The organism is Rhizobium sp. 05N49, assembly GCF_056396805.1.
This window is the reverse complement of record NZ_JBFTME010000015.1, coordinates 73,413-90,094: the sequence shown is the minus strand read 5'-3', so window position 1 is coordinate 90,094 and position 16,682 is coordinate 73,413. Positions and strand designations below refer to the sequence as shown.

At 60.2% G+C, this 16,682-nt stretch carries 16 protein-coding genes; 7 read left to right on the top strand and 9 right to left on the bottom strand.

All coding sequences use genetic code 11. From position 1 onward, the window contains the following. The first annotated feature begins 17 nt into the window (after positions 1–17). The 5 genes from phnD to AC1DF8_RS25845 all read left to right on the top strand — a co-directional run bounded on the left by phnD (position 18) and on the right by AC1DF8_RS25845 (position 4,693). Positions 18–932, top strand: a complete 915-nt coding sequence (gene phnD, locus AC1DF8_RS25865; protein ID WP_183880367.1) for a phosphonate ABC transporter substrate-binding protein — start codon at positions 18–20, stop codon at positions 930–932. 67 nt (positions 933–999) lie between these two features. Continuing rightward, complete coding sequence (gene phnE / locus AC1DF8_RS25860; protein WP_478155554.1) at positions 1,000–1,920, top strand: phosphonate ABC transporter, permease protein PhnE; 921 nt, start codon at positions 1,000–1,002, stop codon at positions 1,918–1,920. 1 nt (position 1,921) lies between these two features. Next, positions 1,922–2,773 (top strand): phosphonate ABC transporter, permease protein PhnE, encoded by an 852-nt coding sequence (phnE, locus tag AC1DF8_RS25855; protein WP_113117699.1) that lies wholly within the window; start codon positions 1,922–1,924, stop codon positions 2,771–2,773. Positions 2,774–2,802: 29 nt separating this feature from the next. Then, a complete protein-coding gene (locus AC1DF8_RS25850) occupies positions 2,803–3,597 on the top strand; it encodes a PfkB family carbohydrate kinase (protein WP_112542324.1) in 795 nt (264 codons plus the stop codon). Between the two features lie 136 nt (positions 3,598–3,733). Next, a complete protein-coding gene (locus AC1DF8_RS25845; protein WP_478155553.1) occupies positions 3,734–4,693 on the top strand; it encodes a S1C family serine protease in 960 nt (319 codons plus the stop codon). 86 nt (positions 4,694–4,779) lie between these two features. Here the strand turns inward: AC1DF8_RS25845 and AC1DF8_RS25840 are convergent, their stop codons facing one another. The 7 genes from AC1DF8_RS25840 to AC1DF8_RS25810 all read right to left on the bottom strand — a co-directional run bounded on the left by AC1DF8_RS25840 (position 4,780) and on the right by AC1DF8_RS25810 (position 10,929). Continuing rightward, positions 4,780–5,673: a haloalkane dehalogenase gene (locus AC1DF8_RS25840; protein ID WP_478155552.1), complete on the bottom strand. Its 894-nt coding sequence runs from the start codon at positions 5,671–5,673 to the stop codon at positions 4,780–4,782. Continuing rightward, positions 5,663–6,262, bottom strand: coding sequence for a TetR/AcrR family transcriptional regulator (locus AC1DF8_RS25835; RefSeq protein ID WP_478155551.1), 600 nt, complete (start codon positions 6,260–6,262; stop codon positions 5,663–5,665). The genes AC1DF8_RS25840 and AC1DF8_RS25835 overlap by 11 nt, the downstream gene beginning before the upstream one ends. Positions 6,263–6,601: 339 nt before the next feature. Continuing rightward, positions 6,602–7,018, bottom strand: a complete 417-nt coding sequence (locus AC1DF8_RS25830; RefSeq protein WP_113212970.1) for an organic hydroperoxide resistance protein — start codon at positions 7,016–7,018, stop codon at positions 6,602–6,604. Between the two features lie 165 nt (positions 7,019–7,183). Next, complete coding sequence (locus AC1DF8_RS25825; RefSeq protein ID WP_478155550.1) at positions 7,184–8,509, bottom strand: ATP-binding protein; 1,326 nt, start codon at positions 8,507–8,509, stop codon at positions 7,184–7,186. Beyond that, positions 8,506–9,246 carry a response regulator gene (locus AC1DF8_RS25820; protein ID WP_112542329.1) on the bottom strand — a complete coding sequence of 247 codons (741 nt, stop codon included), beginning with the start codon at positions 9,244–9,246 and terminating at the stop codon, positions 8,506–8,508. The genes AC1DF8_RS25825 and AC1DF8_RS25820 overlap by 4 nt, the downstream gene beginning before the upstream one ends. A gap of 135 nt (positions 9,247–9,381) precedes the next feature. After that, on the bottom strand, positions 9,382–10,422 hold the full coding sequence (locus AC1DF8_RS25815; RefSeq protein WP_478155549.1) for an alpha/beta fold hydrolase: 1,041 nt from the start codon (positions 10,420–10,422) through the stop codon (positions 9,382–9,384). Between the two features lie 135 nt (positions 10,423–10,557). Further along, complete coding sequence (locus AC1DF8_RS25810) at positions 10,558–10,929, bottom strand: DUF488 domain-containing protein (RefSeq protein WP_478155548.1); 372 nt, start codon at positions 10,927–10,929, stop codon at positions 10,558–10,560. A 224-nt stretch (positions 10,930–11,153) separates the two neighbouring features. On the opposite strand from AC1DF8_RS25810, the gene AC1DF8_RS25805 reads away from it, so the two are divergent. After that, positions 11,154–12,926 (top strand): cytochrome c biogenesis protein DipZ, encoded by a 1,773-nt coding sequence (locus AC1DF8_RS25805; RefSeq protein WP_478155547.1) that lies wholly within the window; start codon positions 11,154–11,156, stop codon positions 12,924–12,926. 42 nt (positions 12,927–12,968) lie between these two features. Further along, positions 12,969–13,727, top strand: a complete 759-nt coding sequence (locus AC1DF8_RS25800; RefSeq protein ID WP_478155546.1) for an alpha/beta fold hydrolase — start codon at positions 12,969–12,971, stop codon at positions 13,725–13,727. 32 nt (positions 13,728–13,759) lie between these two features. Here the strand turns inward: AC1DF8_RS25800 and dhaL are convergent, their stop codons facing one another. Next, complete coding sequence (dhaL, locus tag AC1DF8_RS25795) at positions 13,760–14,416, bottom strand: dihydroxyacetone kinase subunit DhaL (RefSeq protein ID WP_112542334.1); 657 nt, start codon at positions 14,414–14,416, stop codon at positions 13,760–13,762. A 50-nt stretch (positions 14,417–14,466) separates the two neighbouring features. Continuing rightward, positions 14,467–16,557: a bifunctional sugar-binding transcriptional regulator/dihydroxyacetone kinase subunit DhaK gene (locus tag AC1DF8_RS25790; protein ID WP_478155545.1), complete on the bottom strand. Its 2,091-nt coding sequence runs from the start codon at positions 16,555–16,557 to the stop codon at positions 14,467–14,469. Between the last annotated feature and the right edge of the window lie 125 nt (positions 16,558–16,682).

Sequence of the window (16,682 nt, the reverse complement as noted above, 5' to 3'; positions counted from 1 at the left end):
GCAACAGGAGAGTTGGAATGAAAAACGTCCTCATGCTTGCGGCCGTAACGGCTGCGCTCGCCCTTTCCAGCCAGGCCCATGCTGAAGGTTGGAAAGACAAGTACAAGACGATCCGCCTCGGCGTTCTCTCGGGCGAGAACGAAAAGGACCGCATCGCACGCCGCGTGGGCTTCCAGCAGTATCTGGAAAAGGAACTCGGCGTGAAGGTCGAAATCTTCACCGCCGGCAATTATGACGGTGTCATCCAGGCGCTCGCTTCCGATCAGATCGAATTTGCGTTCCTCGGCTCCTCGGCCTATGCCGCCGCCTATACCGAAACGAACGGCGGCGTTGAACCGCTGCTCGCCGGTCAGGAACAGGACGGCTCGACCGGCTACTATTCGGTCATCACCGTTCGCTGCGATTCCGGCTATAAATCCGTCGAGGACCTCAAGGGCAAGGTTCTCGCCTTCGCCGATCCGGATTCGACCTCAGGCTATGCCGTTCCCTACTACAACCTCGTCAAGCAGGGCTATGATCCGAAGACCTTCTTCTCGGCAATCCCCTTCTCCGGCGCCCACGAAACCGGCGTCATGGCCGTCGCCAATAAGCAGTTCGATGCGGCCGCAACCTATGTCAACAACGACATCAGCGGCATCCCGCAGCGTATGGAATCGAAGGGTATGATCCCGAAGGGCGAGATCTGCCGCATCTGGCAGTCGCCGGAGATTACCAACGGTCCCTTCACCACCCGCACCAACCTGCCAGCCGACATGATCGCTGACGTCAAGGCTGTGGTGAAGGCCACGCCGGAAAAGGCGCCTGAGGCTTTCAAGGAAATGAGCGGCGGCGATAACTCCACCTCGAAGGGTTACGTCGATGTCGACCACCAGCGCTACCAGTGGATCGTCGACATGCGCGACTGGCTGAAGAAGCAGCGTCGCAACGGCTGATATCCGCCATCCACGCCAAGCAACGGGAGCGCCGCGCCCTCCGGCGCTTCCACGACCGGGATCAGACATGACGATCGCATCCGCTTCCATCACCATCCGCCGGTTCGAGGCCGACTACCGTCGCATCCGCAGCCGCGCCAAAACCGTCCAGCTTGTTTCGGCGACGCTTTTTGCCGCCGCCGTCTTGCTGACGGCCTGGACGGGCGGCTTTTTCGACATGACCGAGGTCAACCTCCCCTCGGGCGAGCGCATCACCACCTGGAAACTGTGGGCCTCCCTGCCCCGTCTCGGCGAATATCTCTACAAGACGCTGCCGCACCTTCGCATCGAGACGCTCGGCGCCGATCTTGCCGAATGGTTCTGGCGCTGGCCGGTCTGGCTGGAACTGCTTGGGGAAACGATCCTGATCGCCTATGTGGCGACGTTTTTCGGAGTCGTCGGAGCCTTTATCCTGAGTTTCCCGGCGGCCCGCAACCTCAGCCCCAATGGCTTTCTGCTGATCGCTTCACGTCGTTATCTGGAGGTCATCCGCACCGTTCCCGATATCGTCTGGGCACTGATCTACGTCTTCTGCTTCGGCGTCGGGCCGCTTGCAGGCGTACTGGCAATCGCCACGCATGCGACGGGCTCGCTCGGCAAGCTCTATTCTGAAGTGAACGAGAATATCGACATGCGGCCGCTAGAGAACGTCAAGGCTTCCGGCGGCACCTGGTTCCAGCAGATGCGTTATGGCGTTGTGCCGCAGGTGATCCCGAACATCATCAGTTACACGCTGCTGCGTTTCGAGATCAATGTGCGCTCCTCCTCGATCATCGGCTATGTCGGTGCCGGCGGTCTCGGCCAGGAAATCCGCACCGCCATGTCGCTTCAGGAATATACCGATCTCTCGGCGCTATTCGTCATCATCCTTCTCACCGTCGTCGTCATCGATTTCCTGAGCGAGAAGCTGCGTCACCGCATCATCGGTATCGAAAGCCGGAGCATCTGACATGATCGACATTTCTTCTTCCGGAGTGCGACAGCGGGTGCCAGATGCATTCACGGTGCCGCCGCGCGTGCGGCTTATGCGTTATGCAGGCGCTGCCGCCTTGGTCCTGCCCTTGCTTGCAGGCCTCTATCTCTTCGACTTTTCGCCAGCCCGCATCCTGAACGGCCTGACGCGGCTCGGCACGATCTTCTCGTTCATGTTCCCGCCCTACGTCTGGACGACCTGGCAGGAATGGAGCGACGTTCTGGTTGGCCTCGGCCAGACGATTTCGATGGCGTTCCTCGGAACGCTGCTCGGCGCGCTCGCCGCTTTTCCGCTCGCCTTTCTCGGCGCGAAGAACATCATGCCGCTCGGCTGGGTGCGGCTATCGACCCGCCGCGGCTTCGATGCATTGCGCGCCGTCGAACAGATCGTGCTCGCGCTGATCTTCATCCGCGCCTTCGGCCTCGGCCCGCTTCCCGGTGTCTTCGCGATCGCCGTTTCGGAAATCGGCACTTTCGCCAAGCTCTTTTCAGAAGCGATCGAAAATACCTCGCGCAAACCTGTCGACGGTGTTCTGGCATCGGGCGGCGGGCCGCTGCAAACCATCCGCCTTGCCATCATGCCTCAGGCGATGCCGGTCATCCTGTCGATCATGCTCTATAATTTCGAATCCAACACCCGCTCCGGCACCATTCTCGGCATTGTCGGCGCCGGGGGAATCGGCTTCCTGCTGGCGGACCGCATTGCCGCCTATCGCTGGCCGGAGGCCTGGACGATCATCTTCCTGATCGTCGCCGTCGTATATGCTATCGATCTCTCCTCCGCATGGCTGCGCGGCAAGATCATCGGCAAGAACGACAGCGCCCGGTAAGGCCGGAATATCGCGACGAGGGAGTTGGAATGGCAAGGATAATGGTGGTCGGCAATGCCAATGTCGACCGGATCTGGCGGCTCGACCGGCCGCTCGTGCCGGGTGGGAGGCTCTCTTGCCAGTCGATCGAGGAGCGTTACGGCGGCGGCGGCTTCCATACCGGCCTGGCCCTGCTCGATCTCGGCCATGAGGTGGTTCTGGTCACCAGCCTTAGCGATGACGATAGAGGACGCAGCTATCTGAAGGATCTCGGAAAGCGCGGTTTCAACACCGATTTCATCGATGTTGTACCCGGGGAGACAGCACCCGTCGATATCCTCGTCGATCCCAACGGCGAGCGCACCATCATCGCGCCGGCGGGCCGGCGGCGACCGGGCATAGATAACTTACCGCCGATCGATGCGTCGCTTGTCTATCTCAATGCACGGGTAATGAGCCCGGCTGCCCTCAGGCAATTGGAAGATTTCGACGTGGTGGTTTCGCAATATCCGCTCTCGGCCGAACGCCGGCCCGCGAATGTTTTGATCGCCTCGCGCTCGGACGTGAAGGGAACAGCGCAAACGGCCTGGCAGGCAGCTTCGGAAATCGCCGCGCCGCGACTTGAAACTCTCGTGCTGACGAGTGGCATGCAACCAATCGAGATCGTCAGTCAACGAAGTTCGATCATCATCGAGGTGCCGCCAGCGCCTCCTGCACGCGACACGACAGGAGCGGGCGATTATTTTGCCGGTGGCTACATCGATGCCATGGTCAGAGGCCTTGATGCCGGCGCGGCAGCGCTGGCCGCCTGCGGGGTCGCGGCCTCTTACCTTGCCGCGTCCTGAAATCGCGGCTCTTGAAAGACGGGCACATCAATCTCACCTGATATCTCCATTGTTCACCTGTCGAACGACAGCCCTTTGCCATCAGCAGTCGCTGCCGGTCCTCAACATCGACGCCTCACGCGTCGGAGGAGATTTCATGGGATTCATTGATCGTGACATTCAGCCGTCGTCAGACGCCGGGCTGCTGGATGCCTATTCCGAAACGGTGTCGAATACCGTCGACATGGTCGGTCCGGCGGTCAGCCGTATCGAGCGCATTGGCGGACGAGCAGGGCATGGTTCCGGCTTTGCCATCTCGCCCGACGGTCTCATCGTTACCAACAATCACGTCGTCGGCGATGCGAAAGCTGTCACCATCAAGACACCTGACGGTACAGTCGTCGAGGGCCGGGTGCTTGGCCGGGATGAAGATACCGACCTTGCATTGATCCGGGCCAACGACTGGTCCGGCGCCTGGGCGCAGCTTGCCGACTCGAAGAAACTGAAGCGCGGGCATATTGCTGTCGCCATCGGCAATCCGCTTGGCTTCGAATGGACCGTCACTGCCGGCGTCGTTTCTGCCCTCGGACGCTCGATGCGCGCCGCGAGCGGTCGCCTGATGGAAGATATCATCCAGACGGATGCGGCGCTTAACCCCGGCAATTCCGGCGGTCCGCTGGTCTCTTCGTCTGGTGAGGTCATCGGCGTCAATACCGCAGTGATACAGGGCGCACAGAGCATCGCTTTTGCAGTCGCCTCGAACACCGCCAAACATGTCGTGTCCGAAATCCTGCGTTTCGGCGAGGTCCGCCGCGGATATATCGGTATCGCCGCCGATACGGTTGATCTGCATCGGCGCATTGCGCTTGAAGCCGGCCTTCCGCAACGGACAACGGTCCGCCTGCGCCGCGTCGAAGATGGTGGCCCTGCCGCGATAGCTGGCCTTCGTGAAGGCGACTATCTGCTTGCAATCGCCGGCCATCCGGTATCGGGGATAGATGATGTCGTCCGGCTGCTGGATGGGTCGACGATCGACGCCGATGTAGAAGTGTTGATTTTCTCCATTGCGGGGCGGATCGAACAACGCACCGTTCGGCCGGCTAAAAGAGCACATTAGGCAACTGTTTAGCCGATATAGCTAAAGAAGAGAACGAAGCCGGAGATCGTGCTTCGTTCTCCAATCGCTGCAGGCTATGGCAGTCCTCAGGCGACGAGGCTTTCGGCCTCGATTTCGGCGACAAACTGGGCAACGGTCTCGCCGATGATTTCTGGGTGGTCCTCCTGTAGATAGTGCAGGCCAGACCCCAGCTTCACCAGCCGGCAATTGTGCAGACGTCTCGCAAGATCCTCGGCAACCGCCAACGGAATGAGCGCACCCGGATCTCCAGCAAAGAGGAGCTTCGGATAGGTCGATGCCGCCAAAGCCTCATGTGCTTTTTTCATGCTTGCATAGACATCCGCCGGCTCACCGGCAATCGGCAGTTCATTCGGAAATCGCCAGGTTGGCCGACGCGAGGCCGGTGTGGGGAACGGCGCTCGATAGACGGCCATCTCCTCCTCGCTGAGTTGGCGGGAGGTTGCGCCGGGAAGCACGCCTTCAACGAAGATATTTTCCCTCAGGATGAGTTCTTCGCCCTCTCCCGGCGTGCGAAACTTGCGAAATATCTCACGCTCGGCACTGTTCTGCAGGAATTCGTCCCAGGTCGGTATCGGCCGGATGAACTCCATGAAGGCCAGGCCACGAACGAAGTCGGGACGGCGGGCGGCGAGATGGAGTGCCAGCCCGCTTCCCCAATCCTGGGCGACGAGATAGGCCGACTTAATGCCCATCGTCGCGATGAACGCATCGAGGTAACGCGCATGATCCTCGAAGCGATAGGCAATGTCCGGCTTGCCCGATTGTCCGAAGCCGATCAGGTCGGGGGCAATGCAATGAGCGGCCTCGGCGACAAGCGGAATGATATTGCGCCAGATATAGGACGACGTGGGATTGCCATGCAGAAACAGGGCGACGGGGCCGTCCGTCCTGCCGGCCTCGCGATATGCCATTTCGGAATCGAGCACCGGGACGCGCGGCAGACTGATATCATGTCTCATGGGTGTGATCCTTGAACACGGTGGCAAAAACGATCTTCTTGAACCGCCCCAAGGGCTGGGCATCCCGCGATACTTTCATGCGCAGGATCGCACCTTCCCATGAAGCAAGGAGGAATTCGGCCAGATCTTCCGAACCGATCGCATCATCGATCTCTCCGGAGGCCTGTCCTTCGGCAATGCAAGCGGTAAATGGCGCGCTCCATTCGCCAAAAATTTCCGCGAGCCGCGTGCGCAGCATCTCGCTCTGCGGCGCCGCCTCCAGGCTGAGATCGCCGATGAGGCAGCCGCGGCGGAAACCATCAGCGGCCAGACGCCCGGTGATGATATCGAGGTATTTCTCGATGCGCTGGCGTGGCCTCAGCCTCACATCCCCCAGCGCCGTCTCGATGGCACACTGAAGATCCTGAAAATAGAGATCGAGCACCTCCTTCGTGAATTCCTCTTTGGAACGGAAGTGGTTGGTAAACGAGCCCTGCGGCACGCCCGCCTCGGCAACGATGTCGCGAACGCCTGCGCCAATGTAACCCTTGCGGAACATGACCTTGCGGCCCGCTTCAAGAATTGTGTTTCGGTGTGAGTGCTTTGCCATGGCTGCTATAATACGTACGACCGTATTAAAATCAAGATTGAAATTGCCGGCGCGACGCGACGGCGTCGAACCGCAAGCATGCATAAAAATAAAGGCACCCGCCTACCGGCCGGTGCCTTGATCATTGCCTTCCGCGATATCGAACTTAGACCGGCCTACAAGGAACCAGACATTCCCGAGGTCGCAGCAAGTAGTCCGTATAGTGCAGACGGCTCATCAGAGAACACGTCATAAATGCAGGGTGCTGCGAAAACCGCTGCTCCCAGAATGACGATGATGATCCTTTTCATCGAAGCCTCCATCGGCGCAGCCGGACTGCGCCTTCTGTTATCAGTAACCCTAGACGAGGTTCAGCTCGACATTGATGTTGCCGCGCGTCGCCTTAGAATAGGGGCAGGTCTGATGAGCCTCTTCGACCAGCGCCCGAGCGACCTCGGGCTCGAGACCCGGCAGGCTGATGTTGAGGCGAGCCTGCAGGAAATAGGCATCGCCCGTCATTCCGAGATCGACTTCCGCATCGACAGCGGTATCGGCGGGAAGCCTCAGCTTCCGCTTGCCGGCAGCAAGGCCCATCGCGCCGATGAAGCAGGCGGACCAGCCGGCAGCAAAGAGCTGTTCGGGATTGGTGCCGGCATGGGCGCCGCCCGGAGGCGAAAGCTTCACGTCGAGCTGCGCGTCGCTGCTGCGGGCAGAGCCGTCACGGCCGCCTGTCGTGTGGGTCTTGCCGGTATAAAGAACCTTTTCAATCGTCGTCATGAGAGCACTCCTCGATTTCGTGTTTCGTGTCGCGAGCTGCGACATCTGGTGACGGAGTGGTTTTGACGGTTCGACGTATCCACTATGTTTCTGAAATCGGCGGAACTGTATCAAAGCGTAGCGCAGGTCAATCTGGACATTTTCGCATACAAAACAGCGAAAAATTCAGTTGGCGCGGATGGTGACCTCGGCTGCCAATCCGCCGCCCTCGCGGTTATACAACCGCACTGAACCGCCGATCGCGGCGGCCAGCTGCTGGGCGATGGCAAGACCGAGTCCCGTGCCGCCTGTCTCGCGATTGCGCGATTGCTCCAGCCGGAAGAAGGGCTGCATTGCAGCCTCGAGCATAGCCTCCGGAATGCCGGGGCCGCAGTCCATCACAGTGATAACGATCGCCTCTTCACCTTTTCGCTCAACGCCGATTTCGGCGGCGCCGGCAAATTTCAGGGCGTTGTCGATAAAATTCGTCAGAATACGACGCAAGGCATGTGGCTTGGTCGATGCGACACCCTGCACCAGACCGACGACACTGACGTCTTTGTCCATGTCCTGATAGTCGTAGGCGATGCTATCGATGAAGGACGAGAGATCAATGCGCGAAAACTTTTCACCACTGCCGTGGGCGCTACGGGCATAAGCGATCCCGTCCTGCACCAAGCGTTCGATCTCGCCGAGATCACGGACCAGCTTGTCCTTTTCGGGGGACTCATCTGCCATGTCGGCGCGCAGCCGCATGCGGGTGATCGGCGTTTGCAGATCGTGGGAGATTGCGGCCAGTATCTGCACACGCTCCTCGAGATAGTGCGCAATTCGCTCCCGCATGGCGTTGAAGGCGCGAGCCGCATGGGCAACCTCACTCGGTCCGCGCTCACTGAGCGGCGGCCCCTTCTTGTTCGGGTCAAGTTCATCTGCTGCCGCGGCAAGAGCGCCAAGCGGGCGGATCGCCTGACGCACGGCAAACCACGTGCAGAGCACAAGCAGCACCATTTGAATGGCAAGCACGTAGGGCAGCCATGCCGCAATGGGCATGGGCGGGCGCGGCGTGATGTCGATCGTCAGGGGACTTCCATCACTCAGCGTCAGATGCGCCTGCAGGCGGCTAATGTCGCCTGGAATCGATTCCATGCGGATCGGATAAGTACCCCCGATCGCCTCTTCGATCCTGCCGCCGATTTCCTTGCCCTTGCTGGAGTTATCGGGCACGCCCGGCAGACCCGGCCCAAGTTCGAAACGATAATTGCCGCGACTCAGGCGGTCGAGCAGGTCGCCCCGCTGATCCGCCGGCAGGCGGTCGAGTACCGCAATCGAGGTCGCAACGTCACTCTCCAGCGTACCAAGCATGACGGCCTTGGCCGACATGGAACGCTCGACGAAGAGCACCGTGAATGACAGGCCGTAGGCAATCGCCAGGCCGAAGAGCAGGATAAGGAAAAGCCGGGCCCTCAGCGTGCTCGGCCAAAACCCGAAGCGAAGCCCCCCGCTCGCACTCATGACCTCGCCTCTTCAATCTCCACCGGAACGGAAAAGACGTAACCCTCGCTACGCACCGTCTTGATATAGGTCGGCTCGCGTGCGTCATCGCCCAATCGCTGACGCACGCGGCTGACCAGAAGGTCGATCGAGCGGTCGAAGAGCTCCGCATCGCGGCCCTGTGTCAGGTTCAAGAGCTGATCGCGGTTGAGCACCCGCTGAGGATGATCGATGAAGACGCGCAGCAGCCGATATTCGGCGCCGCTGAGCGCAATCTCCGTTCCCTGTCTGTCGAGAAGATGCCGGCCGACAGTATCGAGACGCCAGTCGCCGAAACGAAGCCATTGCCCCGCCTCCGAGATCTGCAGGTTCGGAGGCAGAGCGCGCGTGCGTCGCAGCACAGCCTTTATGCGCGCCAGCAATTCGCGCGCTGCGAAGGGTTTCGGCAGATAATCGTCGGCACCCATCTCCAGCCCGATAATGCGATCCATCTCGTCGCTCCTGGCCGTCAGCATCAGGATCGGCGTCGCCTTATGCTTACCCGCACGCAACTCGCGGCAGAGCACGAGCCCGTCGTCACCCGGCATCATGACGTCGAGCACGATGAGATCGACCGTATTGCCTTCGAGAAAACTGCGCATCTGTCGGCCATCGGCCGCGACTGACGCCCGAAGGCCGTTCTTCTTCAGATAGCTCGAAACCAGCTCACGGATTTCACGATCGTCATCGACGATCAGGATATGGTCGATATGCTCCATGTCAGGACTTTCGGATCCTCTATCTGTTGGCGTCAGCAGAATTTTTATCTTAACGCAGACTCGCTGCTTCCTGTTTTGACTCTGAATTGGCTGCCGCGAAACAGGGAATTCCGTCCGCGGCAGCAAAGGCTGACTTTAGAAGCGATCGACATCCAGGATGGCCTGGGCAAAGGCCTGTGGTGCTTCTTGCGGCAGGTTGTGGCCGATGCCGCCGGTGATGGTGCGATGCTCATATGTGCCGGTGAACTTCTTGGCATAGGCAGAAGGGTCCGGATGCGGCGCGCCATTGGCGTCGCCCTCCATGGTGATGGTCGGCACCTTGATGACCGGGAAGGCGGCAAGTTTCTTTTCCAACGCGTCATACTTCTTTTCGCCATTGGCAAGGCCAAGCCGCCAGCGGTAGTTGTGGATGGTGATCGCGACATGATCCGGGTTTTCGAATGCCTTGGCGGTGCGGTCAAAAGTTGCGTCATCAAATTTCCACTGCGGCGAAGCGAGCTTCCAAATCAGCTTCGCGAAATCATGCCGGTTGGCTTCGTATCCCTCGCGGCCGCGTTCCGTAGCGAAATAGAACTGGTACCACCAGGACAATTCGGCCTGCGGCGGAAGCGGCTTCTTGTTGGCTTCCTGGCTGCCGATCAGATAGCCGCTGACAGACACCAAACCCTTGCAGCGTTCCGGCCAGACAGCGGCCAGGATGTCCGCAGTGCGGCCGCCCCAGTCATAGCCGCCGATCACGGCACGCTCGATCTTCAAAGCGTCCATGAAGGCGATGATATCGATGGCGATGGCAGCCTGCTGACCGTTGCGCGGTGTCTTCGCGGAGAGGAATTCGGTTGTGCCATAGCCGCGCAGATAGGGGATCAGTACCCGGTAGCCGGCATCGGCGAGCGCAGGCGCTACATCGACGTAGCTGTAGATGTCGTAGGGCCAGCCATGGAGCAGCAGCACAACCGGACCATTTGCGGGACCGGCTTCAGCGTAGCCGACATTCAGTACGCCAGCCTTGATCTGCTTCAGCGGTGCAAAGGACGTATTCGAACCTGGCGTGACGGCGGGCGCGGTCACCTGTGACTGGGCGCCGGCGGCGCTGGTCAGACCGAACTCGACGGCAGCCATGGTCATGGCCGCAACACCGAAAAAACGACGACGCTGAATATTGATTTCGCTGGACATTGGCTTTCTCCGTTTCAAGTTGATGGCAAGGAGAAAACAGCTCGCATGTATCCCCGATGTTTCGGCATCCGCTTCAATTGCATGCGGATGTAGCATCCGGGCTTCCGGATACGTTCTGATACAATGGCTGCCTTCCTAATCGAAAATCCGTTTGATGAGGAAATCACGAAGCACCACGGCATTGTTGTGCTCATCATCGCGGGCGGCATAAAGCAGGGTGACCGTGCCTTTTTCTGCGAAACCGAGCACCTGATCTACCTCTTCCTCCTTTTGCCGAAGCTCGACGATGTAGCGCTTGCAGAAATCCTCCCAGCGATCGGGCTCATGATTGAACCGGTGGCGCAGCTCGGTGCTGGGTGCGACCTCCTTCAGCCAGGCATCGAGAGCAGCGCGGTCTTTGCTGAGGCCGCGCGGCCAGATGCGATCGACAAGCAGGCGGGCGCCATCCGCGACAGCTTTGGCCGCATAAACCCGCTTCAGCTTTATATTCTCCGGACTGATCGTCATGTGATCCTACCTGCTCGGCCACGCTCGCCCAAAAGAAGGTTCCATCGGCGAGACATGATGCGGGAAGATAGCGTAGCCCTCATCTTTGCGCTTCCTACACTTCGGTACACATTGCCATAAAACCAGACACATCCGAGATACATCGCCTCGACCAGATAGCCACGTTGCTGATCGGGCCGCATCGCCGTCCAGAGTCCGATCACCCGGTTTCAAAGGAAACGACGATGACGCTTCTTATCATTGCTTATCTTGGAGGAGCGCTGACCATATTCAGCCCCTGCATTCTCCCCATTCTCCCCTTCGTCTTTGCCCGTGCCGGACAGCCATTCGTGCGCAGCACGCTGCCCATGCTGATCGGCATGGCCGCAACATTCGCGTTGGTAGCGACGCTTGCGGCAGTTGGCGGCAGCTGGGCGATCAACGCCAATGAATATGGCCGCCTTGCCGCGCTGACCCTACTTGCCATCTTTGGCATCAGTCTTCTTTCGCCCCGCATCGCAAGCTTCATCACCCAGCCTGTCGTCGATTTCGGCAACCGCCTGCTGAACGCTTCCGGCAAGACCGGTGCTGCGCCGACTGTGGCGAGCGCGCTCGTTCTCGGCGTCGCGACCGGTCTGCTCTGGGCGCCCTGCGCCGGGCCAATCCTCGGTCTCGTACTGACCGGCGCCGCGCTCCAGGGCGCGAACCTGCAGACGACGTTCCTGCTGCTTGCCTATGCCGCTGGCGCCGCCACTTCGCTGGCTATTGCACTCTCAGTCGGCGGCAAGATCTTTGCCAGCATGAAGAAGTCGCTTGGCGTCAGCGAGCGCATTCGTCAGGGCCTCGGCGCTGCCGTACTCGCAGGCGTCGCTGTCATTGCACTCGGTCTCGACACTGGCCTGCTTTCGCAGCTTTCCTATGCCAGCACCGCATCCTTCGAGCAGGCCGTTCTCGACAGGGTGAATGTGAAGCCAACCGATGGAGGATCGTCCGAAGTCGCGAGCAACGACAAGGCGATCGGTCTTGCCGATGCGAAACCTTTCCATAGCGATCTGCCGGTCGAAGGTCGGGCGCCATCGCTGGACGGTGCCGTCGAATGGCTGAACTCGCCGCCGCTGACTATGGAACAACTCCGCGGCAAGGTCGTACTCGTCGATTTCTGGACCTATTCCTGCATCAACTGCATCCGCACTATCCCCTATGTCCGCGCCTGGGCTGAAAAATACAAAGACCAGGGCCTGGTTGTGATCGGCGTGCATGCCCCGGAATTTGCCTTCGAAAAGAAGATCGACAATGTCAAAAAGGCCATTGGCAACTTTAATATCGGCTATCCGGTCGCAATCGACAACGACTACAAGATCTGGCGCGCCTTCGATAACAGCTACTGGCCGGCTCATTACCTGATCGATGCCAAGGGCCAGATCCGCGAACATCACTTCGGCGAAGGCAACTACCGACAGACCGAGCAGGCGATCCAGGATCTGTTGCGCGAAGCCGGCAGCGAGATGGCAACAAGCGCACCGGTCGTGCCGGATGCGAAAGGTGCCGAGATGAGCCCGGACCTGAAGGACATCGGCTCCGGCGAGACCTATATCGGCTATCAGCAGGCCAGCGGCTTTGCCTCCAACGAGAGCATGCGCGCCGATGCCAGCAGGGACTATTCGGTCAAGCAGCCTGGTCTCAACCAGTGGGGTCTTTCGGGCAAATGGACTGTCGGCGCCGAAGAGGCGACCCTCGATCAGTCAGGCGGCGGCATCGCCTACCGTTTCAGCGCTCGCGACCTGCATCTCGTTCTTGGCCCAGCGACTGACGGCAAACCGATCCGCTTTCAGGTGACGGTCGACGGCAAGGCGCCAGGTGCCGACCACGGCAGCGATATCGATGCCGATGGAAACGGCACGGTGACCTCAACCAAACTCTACCAGCTCGTGCGCCAGTCCGGTGCCGTGGAAGCACGCAACTTCGAGATCCGTTTCCTCGATCCCGGCGTCCAGGCCTACGCCTTTACCTTCGGCTGAAGTTCCTACTCCCGTTTAACTTGAACAACAGGAATAAACACCATGAAACACAAGTATTTTTCCACACTCGCCCTCGCCTTCGCCGCCAGCGTCATCGCTTTCACCGCCCAGGCAGCAGAGGTGAAGAACATCGTCATCGTCCACGGCGCTCTTGCCGATGGTTCCGGCTGGCGCCAGGCGACTGAAATTCTCGAAAAACGCGGCTTCAACGTCACCATCGTCCAGGAGCCAATCACCTCGCTTGCCGATGACGTCGCCGCCACCAACCGGGTGCTGGACCTGCAGGACGGCCCAACCCTGCTCGTCGGCCATAGCTATGGCGGCATGGTCATCACCGAAGCCGGCAACAGCCCCAATGTGGAGGGCCTGGTCTATGTCGCGGCCTTCCAGCCGGACAAGGGGGAAAGCCTCATCAGCCTGGCGAGTTCCAAGCCGGCTGGCGGCATGAATATTCGTGAGACGAAGGACGGAAAATATCTTTACCTAGACCCGGCCGCCTTCGCGAACGACTTCGCCGCCGACCTGCCGAAGGACGAGGCGGCATTCCTCGCGAAGTCACAGGTCTTCGCCTCCAAGGAGGCTTTCTCGGCGAAAGTTGGCGACCCTGCCTGGAAGACCAAGAAAAGCTGGACGATCGTCGCCACCGAAGACCGTTCGATCAATCCCGACCTCGAACGCGACATGGCAAAACGCGCGAACAGCACGGTGACGGAGATCAAGGCAAGCCATGCTGTCTTCGCATCTCAGCCGGAAAAGGTTGCCGATGTGATCGCAAAGGCAGCCGAGGCGGCCAGCAAGTAATCGGATCAAAAGTAGCAACCGGAGCCGGTGGATCACTCCGCCGGCTCGTTCTCAGTGAATGTCTCCTTCATCGCTCTGATAATGACGACGGCAGATGCCGCGCCGGGATCGATGTGGCCAAGGGATCGTTCGCCGAGGCGGGCCGCCCGCCCGCGGGTCGCAACCATCGAACGGGTCGAGCGTGCGCCGGCATCACCGGCTTCCAGAATGTCGTTCCACATGTCCGAGACGGTCGCCTGCCGGTCGCGGGCGGCAGCTGCCGCTTCGGTTGCCGGGATCCAGGCATCCAGCATGGTCTTATCGCCGCGCTGGCCCTTGCCGCGATCCCGGATACCTGATGTCATGGCCTCGACAATTGCGGCCTGAGAGTCGATCGAAAGCGTCTCGTCCCGCTTCAGGGCCTGCGCGGCCTTGCGGAAGGCGGTGGCATAGAGCGGGCCGGTCGATGCGCCAACGGCATCGAGAAAGGCGGATGCGGCAAGCGAAAAGACCTCTGATGGCAATATTTTATCGAGATCTTGCTTTGCCAGTTCGCCATTCACCGCCTGGAAGCCGAGCGACATGGTAATGCCGTGGTCGGCATCGCCGATCGCGCCATCCAGATCGGAGAGATGATCCTTCTCAGCCGAGATCGCCACCGATATCCGGTGAAACATCCTGCTGAGGCGGCGGGCCGCGTTTGCGGACATGCGTATCCTCCCAATTCATGCAGCCCAGTTCCCTGGGATGCTTTTACTTTTCAGTTTACGACCCTCAGAAACGCGGTATCGCAGGGGTGGTGCAGCAGATCCGTCAATTCCTGGTCGAGATGCAGAATGGATATGGATGCGCCGACCATGTCGAGCGATGTGCAATAATGCCCCACCCAGTTCGCTTCGATCTTGATCCCCTTTGCGCTCAGGCGCTGTTCCACCCGTCGATAGAGAATATAGAGCTCCATCAGCGGCGTGCCGCCGAACGAGTTGACGAGAACGGCAACGCGGTCCCCCGCCACCGGTTTCATTTCCGAGAATATGCGATCCATGACGACATCGACCACGGCATCGGCGCTCATCATCTTTTCACGCATCACGCCCGGTTCGCCGTGGATGCCCATGCCGATTTCCATATCGTCGGGACCGATCTCGAAATTGTGGCGACGCGTCTGCGGCAGCGAACAGGGCTCCAACGCAACACCCATCGTGAAGGTACGGTCATTGGCTTTTCGCGTTGCTGCCTCGCAAGCATTCAGCGACAGGCCACGATCGCAGGCCGCACCGGCGATCTTGAAGATAAAGAAATTGCCGGCGACTCCGCGGCGGCCATCCCGATCCTCTACTGGCGAGGAGGAAATATCGTCGGTGGTAACCACGGTACGGACCTCGATATTGTCCTCCGCGGCCATTTCGGCAGCCATCTCAAAATTCATGACGTCGCCGGCATAGTTGCCGTAGACGAACAGTACGCCCTCCCCGCCCGATGCCGCCCTGGCGCATTGAAGGATCGGCCCCGGAGGCGGGGAGGAAAAGATATTGCCGACCGCGACAGCATCGGCGAGCCCCTTGCCCACATACCCCAGGAAGGCCGGCTCGTGGCCGGTGCCGCCGCCGACGACCAGTCCAACCTTGCCCGCCCGGGGGCCTGCGCGGGCAACGAGCGCACGGTTGGAGCCGTCGACCGGGCGGAGATAGCCCGCATGTGCCTTGACGACGCCCTCGAGCATTTCCTCGACGACGTCGTCAGGGTTGTTCAGGAACTTCTTGATCTGGGTGCGGGCGCTGTTCAACGGCGCTGAAATCTCGCTTTCCACACGCGGACGCTGGAGGCTCTTCTGAGCGATTTCAGTAACCCCGTCGGCATTGAGGATGCCGCGGCCCGTAGCCGCATCGGTAATGAGGACATTGACATAGCCGCCGCGAAGCGCCGCGAGAATGGCCGGCACCTTGTCGAAGCCGCCGGCAACAGCAATGCGCATGTTGATCCTCTTCAGCATATCAAGCGAGATGCCGACCGTCCGGTCGTCTAGCGGACCGGCGACGGGCCGCCCATGGCCATCGATGAAGCGCCCTGCCACGACACCGGTCGCATCCTTCGCCAGATAGTCCTGCAGCGATACGGACTCGAAAAAACCACTGGTGTGGATGGTGGAATTCGGCCGCATTGAAGCGATGCCGAAAATTACCCTGTTCGCCCGTGAAAGCGACTCAAACTGACGATCAAGCAGCGGTTCGCGCATCAGCAGATCACGCACTTCGGCGCTGGACACAATGGCAGGCGCCGCAATGTTGATGAGCCGGCCGTCGACCGCATCGGCAAAGGCCGCAGCACAGAGTTCCGGCGTATAGGCGAAAGTTGCGCTCGTGCCACCGGTGGCCTGCACGATGGTCATATCCTGCAGGCCCGAGATGGCGGCCTGCTCGCCAACCGCCATGATGGTGCGTCCCCAGACAACCGCCAGGGTGTCGCCCGACTTCAGGAGCTTCTGCAGTGCCTGCGCGCCTGCTGCACCAAGCCGCTCGATCAGCGGCCGCGCATTGTCGTCGCTCGGCACGACAAGACAGTCATGCAGGCCGAAATGCCGCTTCAGCTCCTGAGCGATGGTGAGCGAACTGAGGCGTGAGGGTTCGATGGAAATATTGACGATGCCGCGAGCGCGCGCATCGGCGAGGTAGCTGTTCACCGTAGCGCGCGAAATGCCCATGGTCTCGGCGATGTCGCCCTGAGTCATGCCGTCTTCATAATAGAGCCAGCATGCCCATACATAGGGATCGTCGCCGTAGCGCAGCGGGATGGGTTCGGCCGAAACGTCTGCCGCGTTGTTCTTTCGTGCCGATGATGTCTTAGCCGTCATCCTGCCTGGTTTCTCCTCGTCTGCAATCGACGGCGAAGATGAGCGTAAAAGCTGCAGTTTTCAACGTGCCTTCGCCTGATTGTTCCCGGCCGCCGAAGCGGCCGGGAAGGTGATGCAAGGGAGGA